Below are 21,774 nucleotides of genomic sequence, written 5' to 3'. Positions count from 1 at the left end.
TCCCAATTTTTTCAAAAGATTTATACTATCTATATTATTTACACTTTACCTATATGTCAAGTAGGGATTAAAAAAATAAATAGATATTATTAAATTTTTTTATATCTTTGACCTAATAAAAAACTCATCTGTATGAATTTACACAGATGAGTCTTTTTTATTCCTATTTTTTTGGATAGGTAATGTTACAGTAAAGGTGCTTCCTTGATCACTTTTGCTTTCTACATGTATGGATCCCTCATGCAGTCGAACAATTTTTTTGGTAATAGCTAAACCAAGCCCGCTTCCTTTTAACGTTCTGGATTTATCTACTTTATAAAAGCTTTCAAAAATATATTTTTGATCTTCTTCGGCAATACCAATTCCATTATCTTTTATTTTCACGTCTATTTCTTCGTTTTTTAGAGAATTTAGAGAAATGGATATTTTCAAAAATCCATGTTCAGGCGTATATTTAATAGCATTTGTTACTAAATTTAGCCAAACTTGCTCTAACAAATCTTTATCTGCTTCCATTTGAACATTGGCTAAATCAAGGTCAATTTCTATGTTCTTTTTTGTCCACTGAGGTTCTAAAGCCATGACTACATGCCTGATTTGTTCATCTAACCGGTAGTGCTGCAGCATTAGCGTTTGATGTTCAGAGTCAAGAGAAGCAAGCTTTAGCAAATTGGAACTAAGCTGAGATAGTCTTGTACTTTCTTTTTCGATAATCGTTAAATATTGTATCTTTTTATCTTCACTGACGATATCATCTTTAAGTGCCGCTGAAAAACCGCGAATAGAGGTCAGCGGTGATTGAATTTCATGCGAAACGCTAGCAATAAACTCTTGCCTCATCGTTTCTATTTTGTTTAATTCTTTAGTCATTTGATTAAAGTTTTTAGTTAACAGACCAATTTCATCATTCGCTGCGTGCTCGACTTGCACATTGTATTCGCCTTGTCCGACAACTTTCATCGCTGTACTGAGACGCTTAATCGGTTTAATAATAATCGTTGAAACATATGCAAACAATACAATACCTACTAATAAAATCGTAATAAGCTGAATATTTTGAACATCTTGAATAACTGAAAATTGCCGCTGTGGATGAGACTGAATAAATAGAGCATACGACCGTCCATTTTCTTTAAAAGGAAGACCCACTACGTTTGGCTGTGGACGATCACCTTTTTCCTCGTTTAAATTAGAATAACGCTTCCCGTCTAATACTTGATCTACTTCTTTCGGTGTAATTGGAATAGGCGGTCCTGGCTGTCCTAATACTTTTTCTTTATGCTGATCATCAATAATAATAAACGAAAAATGAATGAATGATGAATTAGATAAAAACCTTGCAGCTTTGTCGGAGTCTTCTGCTCCGTACAAATCGATAAAATCTTCTCCCATCTTCACCATATCCTGACCTAATCGCATTTCGAGCTTCTGCTTGCTAAGAAATGTCGTAACGACAACGGTAATCACAACGCTCAATAAAATTGTAATGATGAACGACAGAACCAGCTTTACATAAATTGATTTCACGTTAACACCCTTCTGCTCTATAGCCTAGTCCGCGAATTGTTTTGATTTCCATACCGACGTTTTTCATATGATTAAGCCTCTCTCGCAGACGTTTTATGTGAACGTCTACCGTGCGCTCATCGCCTTCATAATCATATCCCCAAATTAATTGAATAAGCTGATCACGAGTAAAAATCTTTCCTGGAGAACTAACGAGCGTGAACAGTAATTCGAACTCTTTTAACGGCAGCTGTTCGCTTGTTTCTCCTGCACTCATCTCTAATTTGGTACGGTCTAGTTTTATATTCCCCATATAGATTACATTGTTGGCTTCTACTCGGTACCTGCGTAAAAGCGCCTTTACACGAGCAACCATTTCCTGAGGATCAAAAGGCTTGACGACATAGTCGTCTGTTCCGATATCAAATCCTTTTAGTTTATCATGCGATTCGCCTCTAGCTGTTACCATCAAAACCGGTATATCAAAATACTCCTTAATTTCCTTTGTTAGTTCCCATCCGTCTTTAAATGGCATCATGATATCAACGACCGCTAGATCAATTCGAAACTCTTCCATTTTCGCCCACGCTTCTTCACCATCTGCTGCTTTTATAATTTTAAATCCTTGATTTTCTAAATATAATGATATCAGCTCTCGAATATGTTGATCATCATCTGCAACTAATATTTGAATCATACATGTCTCTCCCTATTCCTAAGTTTGTCCAGCTTTTACGCACAGTAAGCTCTCTGTTTATACCAAACAGAGAGCCGCATAAGATCATACAATGATTTTATACTTCAAATATGAACTGAATATGAACAAACTGATTAACTCTTATTAGCTGAAGTTGTTTGCTTGTTCTTTTTCTACAATTCCCTCCAAATACGATAAAAACGTTTGACGTAAATCTCTGCGCTTTAACGCAACTTCTACCATCGCTTTCATATAGCCTACCTTATCTCCAATATCAAAGCGCTGCCCTTCCAGTTCAAGAGCAAACAATCGCTCTTTTTCACATACCACACGCAGTGCATCTGTTAATTGTAATTCATTTCCTACCCCTCTTTCAATCGTTTTTAGATAAGAAAAAATAGAAGGATTTAAAATGTAGCGGCCCATAACGGCAATAGTTGACGGAGCTTGTTCTATCGATGGTTTTTCAATCAAGTCATTCACTTCATGAAGGCTGCCAGATTTATTTTTCGGCTGAATGATTCCGTATTTTGATACCTCTTCAACATCCACTTTTTGAACTCCGATAACTGATTGATTATTCGTTTCATACGCTTGGATCATCTGTTTGAGCGCAGGTTCTTCAGAAGTCATAATATCGTCTCCAAGAAGAACAGCAAACGGCTCATCTCCAATAAACTGTTCGGCACAAAGAATAGCATGACCGAGTCCTAACGGCTCTTTTTGACGAATATAGTGAATGCTGGCCATTGATGAGATCGTTTGTACTTCTTTTAACATGTCAAACTTGTGTTTTTCTTCAAGCATTTGCTCTAACTCAATTGATTTATCAAAATGGTCTTCAATTGATTTTTTGTTTCGTCCTGTAATAAAAATAATACTTTCAATGCCTGATTTCACAGCTTCTTCTACAATATATTGTACAGCAGGCTTATCGACAATTGGCAGCATTTCTTTCGGCTGCGCTTTTGTCGCTGGCAAAAATCGAGTTCCTAAACCGCCTACTGGAATAACTGCTTTTTTTATCATCATATATGAATCCCTCTTTCTTTTTTAGTAGTAAATACAAATAATTTAGTACCAATAAAGTTGATACCGACACTTGCGATTGTAATTAAAAGTTTACTGATTAGCAGCGGTATACCCCATTTATTATAGAGAACAGTCAACAGAAATGATGTTAGGGATAAAGTGATCAAATTTACGATCACGAATGAAATCACTTCACGCTTACTGCTTTTTTCTTTTCTCTCAAACGTCCATTTGCGATTCATGACATAACTGTTTAAAATGCCCGCACTGTATGAAATCCACTGCGCTAGTATGTAGTTAACACCGATTGTTGTTAAAAGTGCGTATACTACAAAATCAATCAGTGTATTTACAACTCCTACTAACGCAAATTTAATAAAAGATATCCATTTGTTAGTCACGAAGTGATACTTCCTTGCGTGTTTCAAGCTGATACTTTTCACGGACGATATAGAGTGGACGATTTTTTGTTTCATCGTAGATGCGGCCAATATATTCTCCAATCATCCCAAGAATAATTAAAATGATGCCGCTAAAGAATAGCTGAATGACAATTAATGACGACCACCCAGTGATGGTGCTGTCTGTAAATAACTTCAAATACACCACCACTAAAAGATAAATAAAACCGATACCAGATAGAGTTACACCAGCATAGCTAGCTAGCTTTAATGGTTTATAGGAAAAAGATGTAATGCCATCCATTGAAAGCTTCAGCATCTTTTTCAAAGGGTATTTCGACTCCCCGGCCAAACGCTCGTCTCGCTCATATTCTACTGCTATTTGCTTAAAGCCAACCCAGCTTACTAATCCGCGAACAAAGCGATTTTTTTCTTGAATGCTATTCATTTGGTTGCATACTTTGCGATCTAGCAAACGAAAATCCCCTGTATCGAGCGGAATATCAATATCGGTCATCGCACGTAAGAAACGATAAAACATAGCAGCCGTTTGTTTTTTAAAGTATGTTTCTCCTTTTCGCTTTGTACGCTTAGCGTATACAACGTCAAACCCTTGCTTCCATTTTTCAATCATCTCTAAAATCAATTCGGGCGGATCTTGCAAATCAGCATCAATCACAACGACCGCCTCTCCTCTTGCATAATCCATACCAGCTGTAATAGCAATTTGATGACCAAAGTTACGGGCAAAATCTAATAAAACAACCGCTGGGTCTTGCTCACTGTACTCTTTAATGATTTCTGCTGTTCGATCTCTACTGCCGTCGTTCACGAAAAGAAGCTCGTAAGCTTCTTTCGTTGAACGCATCACTTCTGTGAGACGGCGGTAGGTTTCATGTATCACTTCTTCTTCGTTGTAGACAGGAACAACAATAGAATATTTAACAATTGAACTCATGTTCATGCCCTCCTTATTTAAGCGTTATTTCGTATAGTGTTCCGTTTCCAGATGGCCCTTGCTGAGAACTTGATGAAGTAGACTGCCATTTGGAAGAAGGAATCTCCTTACTATTTTCTTTAATCCACGTGATAACGTCAGATTGACCTCCCTTGCCCATTCCAGACAAGTAGAAATATTTCACTTCACCTTTTTTAATCATGGCTTTTAATTTACTCACCGTTAGAATTGGGTCTGAACCGCTAAATCCTCCCATTGCCATGACTGGCTTACCCGTTTTAATAATGTAAGGCGCAGCTGAAGTTGAATCCGTTGTGGCAAATAAATATTTTTCACCTGTGTTATTTTTTGTTAAATAGTTTAGTAGCTTTTGGTTTACTTCTGCGTTCATCCCTCCACTTTTTCGTTTTAAAGATGATGATTTGCTTGAAGAGCTATTTGGCATTTGACCGCTGTTTGACGATCCACTTGGCGGCTGCATTTGACCATTATTGGACGAACCGCCCGGCATTTGCATTTGACCGCCGTTCGATGAACCGGTTGGCGGCTGCATTTGATTGTTTGAAGATGAACTGCTGCTAGAGCTTCCTGGAGGCTGCATGCCGTTAAAGCCAGACTGTTTGCTATTTGTAGCTGTGCTTGGAGGTCCTCCCATACCGCTTGAAGAATCAGGACCTGCTGCTGGAAGCATGCTATTTCCACCATAAATAATTGGTGTCATCGCCCAGTAAGCCGGCATTGCAAGCAAGACAACCATTGCTGCTACTCCTAAATAATTCGTTACAGAATTTTTACGCTCTTTACGAATAGCTAAAACAAGAGCTAAAATGACGCCCAGTGCCCCTACACCTGCAATTGGCGCTACGCCGATTGAGCTGACATAAGGAGACATAATATATACTTGAAGCGCTGCTGTTGTTAAAATACCGCCCGGCAACAGCCATGATTTCCAGCCACGCTGTTTGTACATACTCCATAAAGCTACTGCTCCCGCTCCTGCAAATGCTGCGATTGGAGGTGCCAGCATAATTAAATAATACTGATGGAAAAATCCTGCGATACTAAAGAAGACAGCCACTGGCAACAGCCACGCTAACCAAAATAAACTTTCTTTTTGTTTTGTCGTGTAAGGCCCTTTAAATTTCACTCCTGCAAATAGACCCACGATTGAAAAGATTACAAATGGCAATAACCAGCTGATTTGATCTGATAACCCTTTTTGGAACAGTCGGAATGGACCAGGGTTCCCCGTGTTGAACATTCCGTTTTGATTTCCTCCACCTGGAGCCTGCATCTTTTTAGAAGAGCTGCTCTTGCTTTGATTTGAGCTTTGTGAAGAATCAGCATTTGAATTACTAGTTTGTTTTGTTTCACTGCTTGCTGTTTGCTGCTGAGTTTGAGCAGGTTGTTTATGACTGCTTCCCGTCACGCTTGTATTTCCAGTTAAACGATTGATACCGTTATATCCAAAAGCAAGCTCTAGAACTGAATTTGTTTGACTGCTTCCCATATAAGGCCGCTTATCAGCAGAAGTTGAATCTACCACAACTGCCCACGAGACAGAAACAGCGAGCATCAGTGCAGTTGCTGTTGTTAAAAAAGCAATTTTCTTTTTCCACGTAATTTTGGTTGCCACTACATAGAAAACATAGAATGCTGGTAAAACCATGTATGCTTGAAGCATTTTCATGTTAAATGCAACACCAATCATCGCAAAAGCCGCTAACACCCAGCCAAATTTAGCCGTACGCACAGCACGAAACAACATCCACGTTGCTACTAATAATGTAAACACAAGCATACTATCAATATTATTTGTTCGGCTTACCGCGGGCACAATTGGCGTCAGAGCCATGGCAAGAGCAGCAAACCTCCCAGCCCATACGCCAAACGTACGTTTTACGAGTACGTATAGTAAAAGAACTGAACCGATGCCCGCTAAGGCTTGCGGTAAAATGACGCTCCATCCGTGAAACCCAAATATTTTGGCGCTAATTGTCTGAATCCAAAACACAACCGGCGGCTTATCAATCGTTACATAGCCTCCTGGATCAAAAGATGCGTAAAAGAAATTATGAAAACTTTGAAGCATACTTTTGACAGCTGCCGTGTAATAAGCGTTGGCGTATTCATCTGTCCAAATTTTAAATAAATTCAAAAACGCTGCAATTAAAACAATGGGAACTAAAAATAAGTCTATTCTTTTTTTGTTTGAAGTCCGTTCTTCTTTCACTTCACTGTTCATGTGTTTCATTTCACTCCTTCGTAATTTCTGACTTTAGTCTAACAAGCTTATGTGAACTGATTATGAACAGTAAAAATAATGTTTTTATTTTTTTAAAAAGCTATTTGACCTCTTACGCTCAGCAATGAAATATTTTACAATTAAAGAATCAAGTACATGAAATGAAAAGCATCTTTCTTGGATGCTGCAGCTTCTATGAAACATTATTATCAACACTTCATCCACTTCTTGCCGAGAAAGGAGACAACTTTATGATTCAAGTAAAAGATATATACGGAAATTTACCCACACTAGAAACAGAAAGACTACGCTTGCGGAAAGTTACCAAAAAAGATGTGCGTGACATGTTTGAATATGCCTCAAATGAAAAGGTAAGCAGATATGTAAATTGGGAAAAGCACCGAAAGCTTCAAGATACAAAAGAGTTTGTTTCCTTCGTTTTAAAGCAGTACAGCAACCAATCCATTTCTCCTTGGGCTATGGAAATCAAAGCCTTGAAAAAATGTATTGGCACCATTGACTTTGTCACTTGGAACCCCACTCATCGCATTGCGGAAATTGGCTATGCGATTTCTGAAGCATATTGGAATAAGGGATTTGTTACGGAAGCAGCTGAAAAAGTAATTGCGTTTGGATTTGAAGAAATGGATTTGGTCCGCATTCAGGCGAGGTGCTTTGTTGAGAATGCCGCATCTGAGAAAGTGATGAAAAAAATCGGTATGTCTTATGAAGGAACGATTCGAAAAGCCATGTTTATTAAGGGCGCTCATCAAGACTTAAAGTTATATTCAATCTTGCGAGAAGAATATACGCGCAACGCGTAGAAAATGTATAAAATACTTTCCATAACATAGGCTAACTTCAACACTAACTCTTCCTTTTGAGGTGAACAATGTTGGAGCAAGCAATTCAGCATTTAGACTTATCTGCACATGGTTTGTGGTTTCCGATTACCGTTAGTTTATGTTTATTTATTCTTGCCTTTGTTTTATTTAAACGACAGCTAACTTGGCGAGATTTTTATATCACGTTTAGCGCAGTTGGATTTGTCGGATGGCTTTGTGATGTTATCATTACGCGTGTTTTTAACATGATTGATTTGGGAGATCCAAAAGTTACAGGACTTGGAGATATTCTAAGCTATACGTTTATTCCACCTTCCCTTTCCATTTTATTTTTGACTTACTTAACAGCTAAAAATAAATGGGTTTTATCACTTCTCTTTTGCGCTGGTTCACTACTCATAGAATACGGAATGATTAAAAGTGGCTATATGCATTTAAACGGCTGGTTTTTTATCTATTCAATCGTGGTATACTTCCTCGTTTATGCTTTTGTGCTGCCATGGCATATGGCATTTATTAAGTAAAAAAGCGGATGTTAATTAACATCCGCTTTTTTACTATGCGCTTACTTTCTATCTGCTGAAATCCATATTTCCTACGACGTTTAGAAGAATGGATCTCTACATATGTAACACAGGTTCCGCGTGTTCATAGCCGGTCATTTTATTCGCCGTGATGACACATGCGCGCGGCTATGTTCTTCAGGGCGTATAAACCCAATTTTTAAAAGCGCCGCTTCTAAATTTGCTTCTGTTTTAATTTGATTAAAATCAATTCCTAGTTTCACTACCGTTTGGGCAATTTCCGGTCGTATCCCCGTTATAATAGCTTCCACTCCCACCAATTTAAGAGATCGATGAATTTTAAAAAGATTGTCTGCTACCATTGTATCAATAATCACCACACCTGAAATATCCAAAATAAGATAAGATAATTGAAGGCTTGTCCCTTTTTTTAAGCAAGTTTCCATAATAACTTGCGAGCGGTGGGTATCAATTTCTCCAATAATCGGCATAATAGCAATCCCTTTTGTGACAGGTACAAGCGGAACTGAAAGTTCTTCTAGTGACGTATAAGCTAGATTCATCATATATCGATTATGCTCGTCATAAATTTGACCAAAAACACATGTTACCGTATCTAAAAGTGGATCAATTCGTTCACTGACATGCAGCATGGTAATTGCAGCAAACTGATGCTCCTCTAGTTCTCGTGTAAATACATCCCAAATAACGCTGCGATAGATTGGAAGGATACCTAGTGCTTTTTCTAAAGGAATATTTTTTTCCACTGCATATTTTCCCGTTTCTAGTGCCCATTCTTTAACAAGTTTAAGTAAAGTCTCTTGTTCTTCAAATAGAGATCTTCCAAAGTATTCCATAATTAACACTCGCCACTTCAAAATTTCCTTTTCTTTCAATTCCTCTAGACTTAGCGTATGTGTAGCATCTAAACGTTCGGCTAATTTTTCTGACAAGCTATATTTATGTTCAAGAATCTTTTTTCCTATATACACGAGCTCCTCTTTCATAAAATACGCTCAGCTCCTCTTTTCTGCTATTTTTACTGCGTATATAACCTTGACTAAGCCTACTTACTCACTCGAAAATTGACTAGCCTTCCTAAAAATAACAAAAAAGCGGTTATTTTATGAATTTTCTTTCTTTTTATTATAGTACCTGAAAAAGAGCTGCACAACTTAAAGTTTGATGCGGACAAAATTTATGCTTTTATAAAAAAAACCAATCCTGTTCCAATTGGAACAGGATTGGTTTTTATATTCACTTTCTTTTACCTCACCTTACACTTGGAATAGCCAGACAACAATCGGTCCAAAAACCGATCCTAATACAGCACTTAACGTCATTGATACTGAACTCATCGATACCGTTAGCTCACCGTATTCAAATGCTTTAGAAGTTCCTAGGGCATGAGAAGCACTGCCTAGTGCAATGCCTTTTCCTAAAGAACTTTTGATCCTAATCCATTTTAAAAGTAGCGGTCCAAGGATTACCCCTGAAAAGCCTGCAATCATAACAAATACCACGGTCATCGATGGAACGCCCCCTAGTCCTGTGGCAATTTGAATCGCTACCGGGGTAGTAATAGATTTAGGAATAATGGATAAAATCAGGCTTCGATCAATGCCAAATACTTCAGCAAACACAAGTCCGCTGATCATGCCTGCGAATAACCCTACAAATACCCCTCCAATAATAGGAACGCTGTATTTTACTAGCATCTCACGCTGTTTATAGAGTGGATACGCTAATGCAACAACAGCTGGTCCTAGAAGTGAATTAATCCATTTGCCTCCAATCATATACTCATCATAGGAAACATGAAAAGCAAGCAAAAGAAGAATAACAAATATGGTTGTAGTTAAAACAGGAATAAGAATCGGATAGGAGAACCGCACGTATACTTTTGCCATGACTAGATACAAAGCAACTGTAGCTACGATTATAAAGACCGCGATAAAGAATTCTTGCACTGTTGTTTCTCCTTTCGTTTGTTCGATTTCTTTTCCAAAAGTTGGCTAGCAGTCCCTGCGGCGGCCATCGTAACAATCGTACTAAGCACAATAATTAAAAATAGAACCGCTCCGCTGCTTGAAAGAAGCGAAGGATAATTCATCACACCTGCCATAGCTGGTATGAATAATAGCGGTAAAAAAGATAACAAGAAACTTGCTCCGTCTTCAATTATTTTGATGGGAACAACTTTGCACGTTAAGCAAATGAGCATTAAAATTAAGCCTATAATACTGCCTGGAATAGGCAGGTGAAGCACATGGTGAACAGCTTCGCCAATCATAGAAAAAGCATAAAGAATCGCAATTTGTAAAATGATTCGTATCACTTTCATTATAGGTCACTGTCCTATAGATAAAGAACAGCTGTCCTCCTCTCTTTATTTTGTCATGTTGTCTAACATTTAACTATATAAACACCTTTACTTTACCTATTTTTACTTGTACTATACAACTATATATATATACATTTGTATTATACAAGTATATATTTCTTTGTCAATGAATGATTTTGTAAGGGGCGATTATGATGCAAAAAAAGAATTCAATTGAATTGATTGAATATGAACTTACTACCTTTATTAGACGAGCCGTCTATCTTGATAATTCTGAAAATAAAATAGGAAACCTAGAAAGATCAGCTTATTTATTATTGCGGCAATTAGATGAATTTGGACCAGCTCGTGTAAAAGAACTGGCAGAAGCATTTAAACTCGACATTTCAACTCTTTCTAGACAAGCAGCTGCTCTAGAAAATAAAAAGCTTATTTCTCGCTCCTCTGATCCTTCGGATGGACGAGTCAGCCTATTTGACATCACAACACGCGGGAAACAAATGCTGCAAACTGATAAGCAAATGCGTCTTGAACGCTATCATAGTATGTTGAAGAAATGGTCCAGTGAAGAAAAGGAGCTGTTTGGCAAACTATTAATGCGGATGAATGACGCATTTATCGATTAAATAGAAATTCATGAAAATTAGGCTGCTGCTGCAAGGTGTTTGTCCCTGTCCCTTTTCTTCTTATTGCATTTAATGTAAAGAGACTATTGAAAAGGATGTATGATTATGTCTGTTCCGAACAAACGGAAAGCCACGCCCTGCCTCTTCCCCGGCTATAAATGGTGTGGCCCCGGATGCAGTGGTCCCGGATGCCCCGTAAATGATGTAGACTGCTGCTGTAAATACCATGATTTATGCTATGAAGATTACGGATCATGCCGCTCATGTGATGAGCAATTTCTTGAGTGTCTTTGCTCCAAAGCAAATCCGTACAGTTTAAAAGGAAGACAGGCATACGCTATGTATACCTATATGCGGCTGAAGTTAGCTTTAAAACAATATGACTAAGCAGAAAAGAGATGAATTAAAAAATTCATCTCTTTTTTATGCCATTTTATCCGTATGAATCCAAAAGCGTTGAACAATAGCCCCGTCCTCTTCTATATAATCCTCGTCTTGTACACCACCGTTTGCCAAAATGGTTCGACGAGAAGCGGTGTTCCAATCATCACACACAACTAATGCCCGTTGAACTCCCAGCTTTTTAATTTCTTGAAGAGATAACTTCAGTAGCAGCTTCGCATATCCTTTTTGTCTTTCGCTAGGCCGAATACCATAACCTATATGTCCTCCGCTGTTTCGAAGTATTTCACTTAGCTCATGACGGATATTAACTACGCCTATTACTTTTTCGTGATGCATTAGCCAGTAGGTGGAATCGGGTACATATCCTTTTTTTAACCCGATCCCTTTTTCTGCATCTAACAACTCTTGAATCATTGCTTCAAAATGAGTAGGATCTTTAGCAATTACCCATGGAATCATTTTTTCTCCACTTGCTTTCCATTCATGATAAAAACTCATATAAGCGTTTCGATAAGCTGCATCTGGTTTTATTAATAAAGCTGCCTGCACGTACCCGCCCCTTTTTTCATTTACTATCTTTATATTACCTGTGGTCTCCAATAAGTAAAAGAGAATAGTGGAAAATTTTTCACTGAATTTATTTTTTATAGTCTGAAATTCCTGCAGACTGCTGCAAACGACGGGCAATTTCTGCAAATTCATCCGGACCGATGCCAGGAGCAAACTCTTCTGGTATGTCATCTAAATCAGGAATGCTGCTTCCGTTAGGCGTTCCTTCGATGACTTCTAATAAACTGCCATCTTCGGGATGCGTACCTTTCCATATTTGAGCTATTTTTTTGTAATCGCCGTCGCTGAACGTATAAAGTCGACGATGAATTCCTTGATCTTCAAATTTCCTTGCTGTATCAAATGCCTTGTTGCTCAAATTAGGAATTGGAATAAGCTTTGTCATCTCCACGCCCGTTGCTATTTCGAGTGCTTTTGCGTAGGCAATAACATGGACTCCGCCTCGTACTAATAAATACCCAATCATTTCACGAGCTACGGGATTATCCGTCATTTCGTATACACGCATTTTATGTGTACGTGCTCCGCATTCTAAAAAGAAATTATGAAGTAAATCTAAGATTAAATTTCCGCTGTTAAACACGTTACTCCCTGTCCATGGTCTTCCCATCGAATCAAAAGGGTACGCTGTTTGAGCGGTTTCAATAAAATGAGAAGTATTTCGAAGGTTCTTCGCATTTTGTAGTGGTGCAATGTTTGGGTCCCCTGGAAATGTTGTTCCTTGCAGCATAAGATTGATTGTATTGGACACAAGTTCCACATGTCCAAATTCTTCTGCAGTAATACTTGCTACTAAATCATAAAACGGTCTTAGCTTTTTCTTGGAGCGAAAATTGAATGATTGATACATGTAATTATTCAGCGTTGACATTTCTCCAAACTTGCCGCCCAACAATTCTTGAACGGCAGCAGCCGCATTTGGATCTGGGTTTTTGGATTCGGGTAAATCGATGAGTAACTTATCTATTCGTTTGAACACAGCACATTCCCCCAACCTAGTATAATTAGATATTGACTTATTTCGATACATGTAAATAAAATTAAAACGTAAATCCGTCTATTTACTTGTATGTGTCCAAAAGGTTGTTTCATTCTCTCTATAAGAATTAAGTATGAAGAATTAAGTATGTTTTCCACATAAAAAAACAGCAGAGATAACTCTACTGTTCATTACTTATTCGGGCATAATCCACACAATTTGCTGAATTCGAACAAAAAAGGTGGAGCCTTTAGCTGCAATCACAACATGATCAATTTTCACATCTTTCACTCTGCCTCTTACACTTCCTCTTACCGTCTCAATCACAACATCCTTCCCTTGAACAGACTGCAGTGTAGCATATACATAAGGATCGACGTGTGTCACCATCGACGGCGTTTCATAGTTGCGTTCATCTTCTTCATAAGACATGAAATCGCTCCTTTCACTTTAAAGATTCGCTTTAATGTATGCTTTTAACATCGCCTCCTGAACCAAAACTTCTTTCTTCTTAGGATATAATAAAAAACAGCCAATGAATGAACATTCATTGGCTGTTTTTTTATTATATCGTCACTCGTTTAAATAAATTCCTTAAAAAACCTCGTTACTTTTGCAAGGGTGTACAGTAATGTTCGCTTCATAAAAGGTTCTTCTTTCTTTTGGATGTCAGGAGATTTAATCCATCGCTTATGGTTAGCAATAAGGATACTTTTATCCATTTTGTTTTCCATCGCCATCGTCAGCTTTTTTGCAAATTCCTGACTATCGATAATGACCATTGATTCATTATTCAAAAATGTAGAACGGGAATCTAAATTAAAAGAGCCTACGGCACTGAGTCTTTGATCATAAATCACAGACTTTGCATGAATCGAATAAGGTCCTTGGTATTCGTAAAGCTTTACACCTGTCTTCATAATCGTATCACGCATACTTATATACCCGGAAAAAGCCAACACATTGGGCGTAGATGTAACTGAATTTGTGAGTAGCGTCCATTGAACAGCTGGATTCTTTTTCATTGCTATATACTTTCTCATCGCATTGGTTGGCACCACATAAGGACTTTGAATAAGAACAGAGCGGTTAGCTGCTTCTGCCAGATTAATAAACGTTTTCCACATAAAAGGTCTTTTATTAAAGCGTTCAATTGGATTATGAATAAAAGAAACACGCTTTGTAGGAACGGTGGAAGCATTCCACTTAATCTTAGGCGTCGCAAACGTTTCTCCTACTTGCTTAGCTTTATCATATTGCTGCAGCAGCAAAGCTTTCATCCTCTTTCCCTGATCGACCTGGTACTGCGTGAGATGATAAAAAGCTTTTTTAGTGTAAGGATGAGCCCATAATTCATTTATATAATTTTGCATTTGAGTGATGACGCTATCTTGTTTATGTTTGCTGTTTGTAATAAAGACATCACGATCATAGACGAAGTCTGGAGGAGGCTTTTTAGCCAAATATTTGTCCCCTATATTCCGTCCTCCTATTATACCTAGTCTCCCGTCTACAATCATTATTTTGTCATGCATACGATTTTGCCACGCCCAAGGTTTAAACAATTGAAACGGTTCGTAATACTTCACTTCAATATTAGGATGTGAAGCTAATGCATAGAGCACGCCTCTTCGATTTCCTCGTAAGCCGTTAGCTATCCCATCTAAAAGAACGCGAGTATGGACGCCTCGATCAGCTGCTTTAAAAAGAGCGGCCATAATTAAATCAGTTGACTCTCCTTTTCCTATTGAGTAATAAGCAATATCAATCGATTTCTCAGCTTCTTGAATCATTTGAATACGAACTCTTCCTGCCTCATAACCATCTTCAAGAAGTCTCACTCGATCCGTAGACTCCCTGTGACCAAAAAAGCTAGCCGGTTTAATTGAGGTCGTTTCCTCTCCTGTTTTTAAAGGTACATAAAAGAGAACCACCGCTGTTATAACCACATACAGAATATATAAAGATAAAATAATAAGTAATCCTTTGACTGCTATTTTTATCATCGCAACTCCAGCTTTTTGTCTTTTTCTGTTATCGTTCACAAATAGTGATCATTACATGCAAGAAACTGCTTCCTTGATTGCTTTGCGCTTTGTCTTTTTGACACATTTATTTTTTCTGATTCACTATTTGTATAGTATGCTAGTACATATCATAGAAAAAAAGGATGATGGTGATGGAGGAATATTCTTTTCGTTTTCATATTACAGACTCTTACCCTTTGCAAAATGAAAACGATAAAATAGAAGCTGTTGTACGCACCAAAATCAAGCATGCGGAGCAGGGATGCTTGTATGAGGGTTATCTTCGTGTTCATATCACTAATGTTGGGGTATTTCCTGTAGCAAAAGATATTGCTGAAGCGATTAGCGTTCGTTCGCTTCGTCAGCAGTTAGCGGCCGAATTAAAAAGATACGTACGGCCGCACCGCAATTTTTTATAACTTTATCCAAACATTTGTCCAAGTGGACTTTCATCTGCAATAATATCTTGAATAGCATAGATAGAAATTGGAAAGTAAGGAATTCCATATACGTAAGGAGCCAGGTCATACAGCTGATAAAATAGTACAAGTGATTTATCGGCGATATAAAAATCTTGATCTGGTTTAATTCCTTTATATTCTCCAAGAACCATAATATCGCGCTCTTTTATTTGCTCTCCTACTATTTTAGAAAGAACACTCGCGTAATTACTGTCTTTTTTAAATAAATCTTTTAGTTGATACGTTTTTCCAGTCAGCACATTAAACGTTAACGGAACTACCACGGTCAATCCGTGCGCTCCCCCGGAATAAGCAAAATTAACAAGCGTTAAGCTGAGCACATTTCGCTCGTTCGTTTTCAACTCATAATAACCCGTTTCTTCTGTATCCGGATTTTCTCCATATCCCTGCTGACGAATTAATTCATTCGTGCGCTGCAAGATCTTACTGTTTATGCTATGCTGAACAGCTTGATTGGTCAAATGAACAACTGGATAGTAAACGTTTAACTTCTTCTTCACTATTTGCTGAGAATATACCGTTGCAGGTAACGTAACCATCGCTTCCTCCTCTTTCTATACAGATTGTTACATTCTATTCTTTTAGCTTTCATTCCATTACTGAAGCAAAAAAAGAGATTGAGACATAATAAAATCAGTCCAACCTAAAGACAAATAAATGGGATAAATGATCTGGACTGTTTGTGACACCGCTTTTGATTTACGCGCAGGACTTCGCTTTTCTTGGGAGTCTTCGCCTTGCCCTCCAATCACCAGCTAGAAGCACCTCCATACATGAAACCTATGTTGACTTTATCAATGAAAAAATCCGAACAAATTTGATTCTCAATCAAGAATCAAACTCGTTCGGATCTTTGTTCAACAAAAATACCTTTGTCTTAGCCTCTTTTTAACTTCTTATTATTTTACGTTGTTAATTGTTTTAGCAGCGTCTACCGTATTTTTCAATAACATAGTAATTGTCATTGGACCAACTCCGCCTGGTACTGGTGTAATATAGCCTGCTACTTCTAAAGCCGCTTCGTAATCAACGTCACCAACGAGCTTGCCATTTTCCATTGTGTTACCTACATCAATTACAATGGCACCCGGCTTAATGTCATCCGCTTTAATAAGTCTAGGTTGTCCCACAGCAGATACAAGAATATCAGCTTGTTTTGTTAAAGCAGATAAATCTTTTGTGCGAGAGTGAGCAATTGTTACCGTTGCACTTTCTTGAAGTAAAAGCATAGATACTGGTTTACCCACGATATTACTTCGTCCGATTACTACCGCGTGTTTACCTGAGATTTCTTCACCTGAACGTTTAATTAACTCCACGATACCGTGTGGTGTACATGGTAAATAGCACTCATCGCCAATAACCATATTCCCTACGCTTACCGGATGGAAGCCATCTACATCTTTTTTAGGAGATACAGCATTTAATACTGCCTTTTCATCAATATGTTTTGGTAATGGAAGTTGAATAAGAATACCATGAACAGATGGATTTCCATTCAAGTGATGGATTTCGTTTAAAAGCTCTTCTTCCGTAATCGTTACGTCACGTTTGATAATTTCAGACGCAACACCGATTTCTTCACAAGCCTTTGCTTTTGCTTTTACATATGATTGCGAAGCAGGATTTTCTCCTACTAAAATCACAGTTAAACCAGGAACGATGCCTTTTGTTTTTAATTGAGCTACCTCTTCTTTTAATGCGGCGCGCAGTTCTTGCGCTACTTCTTTTCCTTTAATTACTTTCGCTGTCATGATGTTTTTTGCTCCTTTCAACTGTAGCCATTTAATAAATGTACGAATTATAGTTATTAATCTAACACAAAAGTTCGGTTTTGTTCAATGTTTTTATTATTTTTATTTTAAATAGATGAAAATAAATAACAAATAACGTATATTCCGTTCTTATCGTACTATAATATTTTGCATTCACCAAAGGTGTTTTTATTCAAACATTGCTTTTCCAAATTAAAAACCGCACCTTCGGCACGGTTTTGAACGATTTATTTTTCTGTTGATATGCTTTTCTTTGTAGTCAACGGCAGCACGTCTTCCTCTGTTTTTAGATCCTTTACATGCATTTCCTTGAGAGGCGCACTTATTTTCTTATTTTTCGGAGGTTCTTCAAAATTCTCCACCCAATCACATAGCAGTTCAAATCCTTGATACACATAAGGCAGAAGAGGCTGAAGCTTTCGATCTGGATCAATTTGATGATTCCACACTAAGCTATCAATATGGTTTCCATTTTCAATTACATAGTGACGATGAAGGTGCTGTTTACCAGAATCTTTTACTAGTTGTTCATAAGGATAAGCATGAATATCCGGAAAAATAAGTGCATCTAACGACCCTGTAATGCTTATCAATGGAACGGAAATATCACCTGTATTTTCAATTTCACGGACGCGTTTCTTTACATCTTGCGGTCTTTCTCGATAATCATATTTTTCAAAAATAGAATCTAACGAGCGATCTCTCACTCCGTTTTCAAAAAGCGTTAAGTATTTTTGCCACGGAATACTTCCGGGTGCTTGACTGTCAAACTCATCTATATATATATTAAGCGTTAAAAACCAATAATACTGGTCATGATATGGCCATAAAAATTCAGATCCTTTTGGCAATCCTGCTTGATACAACCGGTGCAAAGCTTCTTTTTGCGATTCACCTACCGTGTACAGTGCTTCTTCCGCATGATTTACAACAGGTGTTAAGGAAGTAATCAAGTTATCGTGATCAGCTCGCCACATAACCCCTTCCCATTCAACGCCTCCATTAAAAAGCTGAGGCTCTCCATTTTTTCCATCGTTTTCTAAAGCATAGCGAACAACATAACCCCCGTTAGAAATGCCTAACGCATACGTTTTTATATCAAAATATTCTGTCACTTCTTTTTGAAGTTTGTGACGATAATTTTCAAACAAAAATCTCTGAGCTATTTTTGTCACTTCTCGGTATTGAATATGCCATTTTCTAATAGAGTCTTCTTCTTTGACTAGAGCGTTCTTTGCTTTAGCAAATGGATCATCTCTCACTTCTTCTCCCTGAGTTCCTTTATCAGAAGCAGCAAACGCAAACCCTTTTGCCAACACATAGTCGCTGAATAGTAAATCCGTTGATTTCTCATCTCGGGTAGCTGGGACTCCTGACATAACTAACTTTCCATTCCAATCATCAGGAATTCGAATGAGAAACTTACCACCATCAACTTCACCTTCTACTTGAACGCCCGTTATTTCTTCAGGCTGATACATGTAATACCATCCATTTTTTTCTTCTTTTGTTCCCCAATAGATAGGAGCCAGCCCAATGTTCCCATAGGCAGTCGCTGCTTGAAATTGAAGAGGGTTTTTAGTCGTTAGCCAGTTTCCATACTTACCGTCAAACGTTGTGATATTCAAGTGATAACCTCCATTCACATTTGCTTTTGAAGACACTCTTGGGGACTGTACACGCATAATTTTAGCTAAATATTACCATCTATTTCTCAAAAAGTACATCAAAACGCCTTTCTTACAGAAAGAAAGTAGACATTTATCACAACTGATCCTATAGCGCCGTATAATATTGAAATTTATTCAAAAAAAGGAGTGTCAATGACTATGAGTTCGTTTAATTCTTCAAAACTTTCTACGACTCTTATTCCCCCTGCTACTTCCTCCTATCCGGTTTCCGGAAGAAAATATACTCTTACTCATTCTGATACAACCGGTCAGCTTTTTTTAAGCATCGGATGCTCATATAACAACAAGGCGATAGATGAAAATATGCGTGATGAAGTACTGGCTGCTCTTCACGTAACAGACCGACAAGCAGTTATTCAAGGCGAAGTTTTTGTTAGCGGAGGTGAGTTCAGCCGCGAGCAGGCGCAGCTTCGTTATCAGATTTTCCGTCGTGAACTCCCCCTTGCTTTAGAAGCAATGTTTTACGGAGACCAAGCGTTTTTTCAACATTATCCCGACTTGCTAAATACACCGATTTACATTTATTTTGTATCGACTTATCAAGAATTTAGAGGGTGGTCCTATTATCAAACTCCTAAATTTTATTTAAAACAAACATGCAGCAGCTAGCACGCTAGTGCATAAACTAATGGGAAATGAACGAGGAAGGTGTGAATGTTTCATGTACAGTCAATGGGTTTACCCCTATATGCCGCGCTATTACCATTCAGTGGTTCCTACTACGAATGAAAATTATTTAGAACCTTATAGATACAATGAAGACTTATTTTCTTATATCCTGCATGAGGAAGAGGAAGTTAGATCTACACGCGATGTAGACAGAGTGATGAAAATTTTAAAACGCCAGTATCAGTCCATCTACAGAGATGCTCAACGAGGCGGGATGGATAGCAAACTAACAGAATACTTATTTCGTTCCATTGTAAGATTTGTTGATGATAACTATAACAATTACAGCGGATCTATTAACGAACGTGTCGAAAAAGCCGCGCGACAGCTGAAAAAACGTGACCCCTGGATATTTGAACTTTTTAACTTATACACCGTTTCCCCCGCTTCACAAGTTCGAATTACCAACACGATTTTAACCGTTTCATTTGAAAATTTACGTAGAGGAAATGAAGTGCCAAATCCTAGATAAACAAAAAACCGCCACAATTGTGGCGGTTTTTTGTTATGGTAATACAGTTGCTCCCATTAGATGACTATCAACTTGTTTAGCTACTTCACGACCTTCATGAATAGCCCATACGATTAAACTTTGCCCACGACGAGCATCACCAGCAGCAAAAACACCTTCAACATTTGTTTTGTAATTTCCATACGCTGCATCTACGCGACGATTTTTCGTTTCAACACCAAACGCTGATAGAACCGGATGCTCTGGACCTTCAAACCCAATCGCAATAAAGACAAGCTGAGCTGGCCATACTTTTTCTGTTCCTGGAATTTCGGTAAAGATGTACTGTCCATTTTCACCTTTTATTTTTTCCATTTGAACCGTATGAAGTTCTTTTAGATTGCCTTGCTCATCTGCCACGATTTTTTTCGTTTGAATTGAATATTCACGTGGATCGTCCCCAAATTTTGCCTGTGCTTCTTCATAAGCATATTCAAGATTAAATACATGTGGATATTCAGGCCACATATTATCTGCCGTACGCTCAGCAGGAAGCTGAGGATGTTTACCAAACTGAACAACGCTGCGGCATTTTTGACGAAGAGCAGTAGCTACACAGTCAGCTCCCGTGTCTCCGCCTCCAATAACAATAACGTCTTTTCCTTCTGCATCAATAAATTGACCATCTTTGAAGTTAGAGTCTAAAAGGCTTTTTGTTGAAGTTGTTAAGTAGTCCATTGCAAAGTGAACTCCTTTTGCTTCACGACCTTCTAATACTAGATCTCTTTGCTTCTGAGCTCCTGTACACAAAATTACAGCATCATATTGTTCTTTTAACTCTTCAGCAGTAATGTCTTTTCCAACTTCCGTATTCGTTACAAAATCAATACCTTCTTGCGTCAATAAACGAACACGTCTTTCCACTACTTCTTTATCTAGCTTCATATTTGGGATTCCATATGTTAATAAACCGCCAGCACGATCTGCTCTTTCATATACCGTTACTGAATGACCCGCTTGGTTCAGCTGATCTGCGCTTGCTAAGCCTGCTGGCCCAGAGCCAATAACAGCAATTTTTTTGCCTGTTCTTTTCTCCGGAATTCGCGGAGTAATCCACCCATTCTCAAAGCCTTTATCAATAATAGCGCGTTCGATATTCTTAATCGAAACGGCTGGATCTGAAATAGCAAGCGTACAGGAACCTTCACACGGAGCAGGACAAACTCGTCCTGTAAACTCCGGGAAGTTGTTCGTTTTCATTAAACGCTCTAAAGCTTCTTTCCAGCGTCCTTTATAAACTAAATCATTCCACTCTGGAATTAAGTTATAGATTGGACATCCAGAAGTAAAAGCATTAATATCCATTCCCATGTGGCAAAAAGGTGTGCCACAATCCATACATCGTGCCCCTTGACGGCTTAGCGCTTCATCAGATAAAGGAGCAGCATACTCTTTCCAATCACCTAAACGTTTTAACGGGTCACGTTCCTTCCCTTTTTCACGTTTGATTTCCATAAATCCTGTTGGTTTTCCCATCGTACTCTCCC

General features: G+C 38.1%; 25 protein-coding genes. 7 read left to right on the top strand and 18 right to left on the bottom strand.

The window, feature by feature from the left end; translation table 11 throughout:
* Positions 1-138 precede the first annotated feature (138 nt).
* The 6 genes from MMB68_RS11380 to MMB68_RS11355 all read right to left on the bottom strand — a co-directional run bounded on the left by MMB68_RS11380 (position 139) and on the right by MMB68_RS11355 (position 6,848).
* Entirely contained in the window at positions 139-1,527 is a 1,389-nt protein-coding gene (locus MMB68_RS11380; protein WP_277548856.1) for a sensor histidine kinase, read from the bottom strand.
* A 1-nt stretch (position 1,528) separates the two neighbouring features.
* Positions 1,529-2,203: a response regulator transcription factor gene (locus MMB68_RS11375; protein WP_013056822.1), complete on the bottom strand. Its 675-nt coding sequence runs from the start codon at positions 2,201-2,203 to the stop codon at positions 1,529-1,531.
* Positions 2,204-2,347: 144 nt separating this feature from the next.
* On the bottom strand, positions 2,348-3,235 hold the full coding sequence (gene galU / locus MMB68_RS11370; RefSeq protein ID WP_221782891.1) for a UTP--glucose-1-phosphate uridylyltransferase GalU: 888 nt from the start codon (positions 3,233-3,235) through the stop codon (positions 2,348-2,350).
* Positions 3,232-3,636 (bottom strand): GtrA family protein, encoded by a 405-nt coding sequence (locus MMB68_RS11365; protein ID WP_269871315.1) that lies wholly within the window; start codon positions 3,634-3,636, stop codon positions 3,232-3,234. The genes galU and MMB68_RS11365 overlap by 4 nt, the downstream gene beginning before the upstream one ends.
* Complete coding sequence (locus MMB68_RS11360; RefSeq protein WP_221782887.1) at positions 3,629-4,594, bottom strand: glycosyltransferase family 2 protein; 966 nt, start codon at positions 4,592-4,594, stop codon at positions 3,629-3,631. The genes MMB68_RS11365 and MMB68_RS11360 overlap by 8 nt, the downstream gene beginning before the upstream one ends.
* A 13-nt stretch (positions 4,595-4,607) precedes the next feature.
* Positions 4,608-6,848, bottom strand: coding sequence for a glycosyltransferase family 39 protein (locus MMB68_RS11355; RefSeq protein WP_277447878.1), 2,241 nt, complete (start codon positions 6,846-6,848; stop codon positions 4,608-4,610).
* A gap of 242 nt (positions 6,849-7,090) precedes the next feature.
* On the opposite strand from MMB68_RS11355, the gene MMB68_RS11350 reads away from it, so the two are divergent.
* The gene (locus MMB68_RS11350) at positions 7,091-7,663 is read left to right on the top strand and encodes a GNAT family N-acetyltransferase (protein ID WP_014460341.1); all 573 of its coding nucleotides are present in this window, start codon (positions 7,091-7,093) and stop codon (positions 7,661-7,663) included.
* A gap of 68 nt (positions 7,664-7,731) precedes the next feature.
* Positions 7,732-8,208 carry a hypothetical protein gene (locus tag MMB68_RS11345; RefSeq protein ID WP_221782881.1) on the top strand — a complete coding sequence of 159 codons (477 nt, stop codon included), beginning with the start codon at positions 7,732-7,734 and terminating at the stop codon, positions 8,206-8,208.
* A gap of 134 nt (positions 8,209-8,342) precedes the next feature.
* Here MMB68_RS11345 and MMB68_RS11340 read toward each other — a convergent pair whose 3' ends face one another.
* From MMB68_RS11340 to MMB68_RS11330, 3 genes are all read right to left on the bottom strand, one after another.
* Complete coding sequence (locus MMB68_RS11340; RefSeq protein WP_221782879.1) at positions 8,343-9,215, bottom strand: STAS domain-containing protein; 873 nt, start codon at positions 9,213-9,215, stop codon at positions 8,343-8,345.
* Between the two features lie 270 nt (positions 9,216-9,485).
* A complete protein-coding gene (locus tag MMB68_RS11335; protein ID WP_260506628.1) occupies positions 9,486-10,118 on the bottom strand; it encodes an LrgB family protein in 633 nt (210 codons plus the stop codon).
* 29 nt (positions 10,119-10,147) lie between these two features.
* On the bottom strand, positions 10,148-10,552 hold the full coding sequence (locus MMB68_RS11330) for a CidA/LrgA family protein (RefSeq protein WP_221782877.1): 405 nt from the start codon (positions 10,550-10,552) through the stop codon (positions 10,148-10,150).
* Positions 10,553-10,746: 194 nt separating this feature from the next.
* Between MMB68_RS11330 and MMB68_RS11325 the strand changes: the two genes are divergently transcribed.
* Both MMB68_RS11325 and MMB68_RS11320 read left to right on the top strand, forming a co-directional pair.
* Positions 10,747-11,178 carry a MarR family winged helix-turn-helix transcriptional regulator gene (locus tag MMB68_RS11325; RefSeq protein WP_221783425.1) on the top strand — a complete coding sequence of 144 codons (432 nt, stop codon included), beginning with the start codon at positions 10,747-10,749 and terminating at the stop codon, positions 11,176-11,178.
* Between the two features lie 99 nt (positions 11,179-11,277).
* Entirely contained in the window at positions 11,278-11,565 is a 288-nt protein-coding gene (locus MMB68_RS11320; protein ID WP_306460855.1) for a phospholipase, read from the top strand.
* A 36-nt stretch (positions 11,566-11,601) separates the two neighbouring features.
* Here MMB68_RS11320 and MMB68_RS11315 read toward each other — a convergent pair whose 3' ends face one another.
* The 4 genes from MMB68_RS11315 to MMB68_RS11300 form a co-directional block, all read right to left on the bottom strand.
* On the bottom strand, positions 11,602-12,081 hold the full coding sequence (locus tag MMB68_RS11315) for a GNAT family N-acetyltransferase (RefSeq protein ID WP_221783424.1): 480 nt from the start codon (positions 12,079-12,081) through the stop codon (positions 11,602-11,604).
* A gap of 139 nt (positions 12,082-12,220) precedes the next feature.
* Entirely contained in the window at positions 12,221-13,132 is a 912-nt protein-coding gene (locus MMB68_RS11310; protein ID WP_221782875.1) for a manganese catalase family protein, read from the bottom strand.
* Between the two features lie 195 nt (positions 13,133-13,327).
* Entirely contained in the window at positions 13,328-13,564 is a 237-nt protein-coding gene (locus tag MMB68_RS11305) for a YuzF family protein (RefSeq protein WP_047751084.1), read from the bottom strand.
* 149 nt (positions 13,565-13,713) lie between these two features.
* Entirely contained in the window at positions 13,714-15,138 is a 1,425-nt protein-coding gene (locus tag MMB68_RS11300) for a phospholipase D-like domain-containing protein (protein WP_221782873.1), read from the bottom strand.
* 173 nt (positions 15,139-15,311) lie between these two features.
* Here MMB68_RS11300 and MMB68_RS11295 point away from each other — a divergent pair, with 173 nt between their 5' ends.
* Positions 15,312-15,578: a diaminopimelate epimerase gene (locus MMB68_RS11295; protein WP_221782871.1), complete on the top strand. Its 267-nt coding sequence runs from the start codon at positions 15,312-15,314 to the stop codon at positions 15,576-15,578.
* A gap of 2 nt (positions 15,579-15,580) precedes the next feature.
* On the opposite strand, the gene MMB68_RS11290 is transcribed toward MMB68_RS11295, so the two are convergent.
* The 4 genes from MMB68_RS11290 to MMB68_RS11275 all read right to left on the bottom strand — a co-directional run bounded on the left by MMB68_RS11290 (position 15,581) and on the right by MMB68_RS11275 (position 19,044).
* Positions 15,581-16,180: a DUF3298 and DUF4163 domain-containing protein gene (locus MMB68_RS11290; RefSeq protein WP_221782869.1), complete on the bottom strand. Its 600-nt coding sequence runs from the start codon at positions 16,178-16,180 to the stop codon at positions 15,581-15,583.
* Positions 16,181-16,237: 57 nt separating this feature from the next.
* Complete coding sequence (locus MMB68_RS11285; RefSeq protein WP_221782867.1) at positions 16,238-16,393, bottom strand: hypothetical protein; 156 nt, start codon at positions 16,391-16,393, stop codon at positions 16,238-16,240.
* Positions 16,394-16,540: 147 nt separating this feature from the next.
* The gene (gene folD, locus MMB68_RS11280; protein WP_028408722.1) at positions 16,541-17,395 is read right to left on the bottom strand and encodes a bifunctional methylenetetrahydrofolate dehydrogenase/methenyltetrahydrofolate cyclohydrolase FolD; all 855 of its coding nucleotides are present in this window, start codon (positions 17,393-17,395) and stop codon (positions 16,541-16,543) included.
* A 248-nt stretch (positions 17,396-17,643) separates the two neighbouring features.
* Positions 17,644-19,044 (bottom strand): alpha/beta hydrolase, encoded by a 1,401-nt coding sequence (locus MMB68_RS11275; protein ID WP_221782865.1) that lies wholly within the window; start codon positions 19,042-19,044, stop codon positions 17,644-17,646.
* Between the two features lie 201 nt (positions 19,045-19,245).
* On the opposite strand from MMB68_RS11275, the gene MMB68_RS11270 reads away from it, so the two are divergent.
* Together MMB68_RS11270 and MMB68_RS11265 are read left to right on the top strand one after the other, a co-directional pair.
* Entirely contained in the window at positions 19,246-19,716 is a 471-nt protein-coding gene (locus MMB68_RS11270) for a staygreen family protein (RefSeq protein ID WP_221782863.1), read from the top strand.
* Between the two features lie 52 nt (positions 19,717-19,768).
* The gene (locus MMB68_RS11265; protein ID WP_221782862.1) at positions 19,769-20,248 is read left to right on the top strand and encodes a hypothetical protein; all 480 of its coding nucleotides are present in this window, start codon (positions 19,769-19,771) and stop codon (positions 20,246-20,248) included.
* 33 nt (positions 20,249-20,281) lie between these two features.
* On the opposite strand, the gene gltD is transcribed toward MMB68_RS11265, so the two are convergent.
* Positions 20,282-21,763 carry a glutamate synthase small subunit gene (gene gltD, locus MMB68_RS11260; RefSeq protein WP_050689958.1) on the bottom strand — a complete coding sequence of 494 codons (1,482 nt, stop codon included), beginning with the start codon at positions 21,761-21,763 and terminating at the stop codon, positions 20,282-20,284.
* Between the last annotated feature and the right edge of the window lie 11 nt (positions 21,764-21,774).

This window comes from Priestia sp. Y58, from assembly GCF_029522095.1.
GTDB lineage: Bacteria > Bacillota > Bacilli > Bacillales > Bacillaceae_H > Priestia > Priestia megaterium_E.
This window is presented reverse-complemented; position numbering and strand designations above follow the sequence as displayed.

What these genes read in the sequence shown, in the direction of transcription:
- MMB68_RS11375 (WP_013056822.1), bottom strand. Translation starts at nt 2,203, where the DNA reads ATGATTCAAATATTAGTTGCAGATGATGATCAACATATTCGAGAGCTG.
- galU (WP_221782891.1), bottom strand. Translation starts at nt 3,235, where the DNA reads ATGATGATAAAAAAAGCAGTTATTCCAGTAGGCGGTTTAGGAACTCGA.
- MMB68_RS11360 (WP_221782887.1), bottom strand. Translation starts at nt 4,594, where the DNA reads ATGAGTTCAATTGTTAAATATTCTATTGTTGTTCCTGTCTACAACGAA.
- MMB68_RS11355 (WP_277447878.1), bottom strand. Translation starts at nt 6,848, where the DNA reads ATGAAACACATGAACAGTGAAGTGAAAGAAGAACGGACTTCAAACAAA.
- MMB68_RS11350 (WP_014460341.1), top strand. Translation starts at nt 7,091, where the DNA reads ATGATTCAAGTAAAAGATATATACGGAAATTTACCCACACTAGAAACA.
- MMB68_RS11345 (WP_221782881.1), top strand. Translation starts at nt 7,732, where the DNA reads ATGTTGGAGCAAGCAATTCAGCATTTAGACTTATCTGCACATGGTTTG.
- MMB68_RS11340 (WP_221782879.1), bottom strand. Translation starts at nt 9,215, where the DNA reads ATGAAAGAGGAGCTCGTGTATATAGGAAAAAAGATTCTTGAACATAAA.
- MMB68_RS11335 (WP_260506628.1), bottom strand. Translation starts at nt 10,118, where the DNA reads ATGGCAAAAGTATACGTGCGGTTCTCCTATCCGATTCTTATTCCTGTT.
- MMB68_RS11330 (WP_221782877.1), bottom strand. Translation starts at nt 10,552, where the DNA reads ATGAAAGTGATACGAATCATTTTACAAATTGCGATTCTTTATGCTTTT.
- MMB68_RS11325 (WP_221783425.1), top strand. Translation starts at nt 10,747, where the DNA reads ATGCAAAAAAAGAATTCAATTGAATTGATTGAATATGAACTTACTACC.
- MMB68_RS11320 (WP_306460855.1), top strand. Translation starts at nt 11,278, where the DNA reads ATGATTATGTCTGTTCCGAACAAACGGAAAGCCACGCCCTGCCTCTTC.
- MMB68_RS11315 (WP_221783424.1), bottom strand. Translation starts at nt 12,081, where the DNA reads ATGAGTTTTTATCATGAATGGAAAGCAAGTGGAGAAAAAATGATTCCA.
- MMB68_RS11305 (WP_047751084.1), bottom strand. Translation starts at nt 13,564, where the DNA reads ATGTCTTATGAAGAAGATGAACGCAACTATGAAACGCCGTCGATGGTG.
- MMB68_RS11300 (WP_221782873.1), bottom strand. Translation starts at nt 15,138, where the DNA reads ATGATAAAAATAGCAGTCAAAGGATTACTTATTATTTTATCTTTATAT.
- MMB68_RS11295 (WP_221782871.1), top strand. Translation starts at nt 15,312, where the DNA reads ATGGAGGAATATTCTTTTCGTTTTCATATTACAGACTCTTACCCTTTG.
- MMB68_RS11290 (WP_221782869.1), bottom strand. Translation starts at nt 16,180, where the DNA reads ATGGTTACGTTACCTGCAACGGTATATTCTCAGCAAATAGTGAAGAAG.
- folD (WP_028408722.1), bottom strand. Translation starts at nt 17,395, where the DNA reads ATGACAGCGAAAGTAATTAAAGGAAAAGAAGTAGCGCAAGAACTGCGC.
- MMB68_RS11270 (WP_221782863.1), top strand. Translation starts at nt 19,246, where the DNA reads ATGAGTTCGTTTAATTCTTCAAAACTTTCTACGACTCTTATTCCCCCT.
- MMB68_RS11265 (WP_221782862.1), top strand. Translation starts at nt 19,769, where the DNA reads ATGTACAGTCAATGGGTTTACCCCTATATGCCGCGCTATTACCATTCA.
- gltD (WP_050689958.1), bottom strand. Translation starts at nt 21,763, where the DNA reads ATGGGAAAACCAACAGGATTTATGGAAATCAAACGTGAAAAAGGGAAG.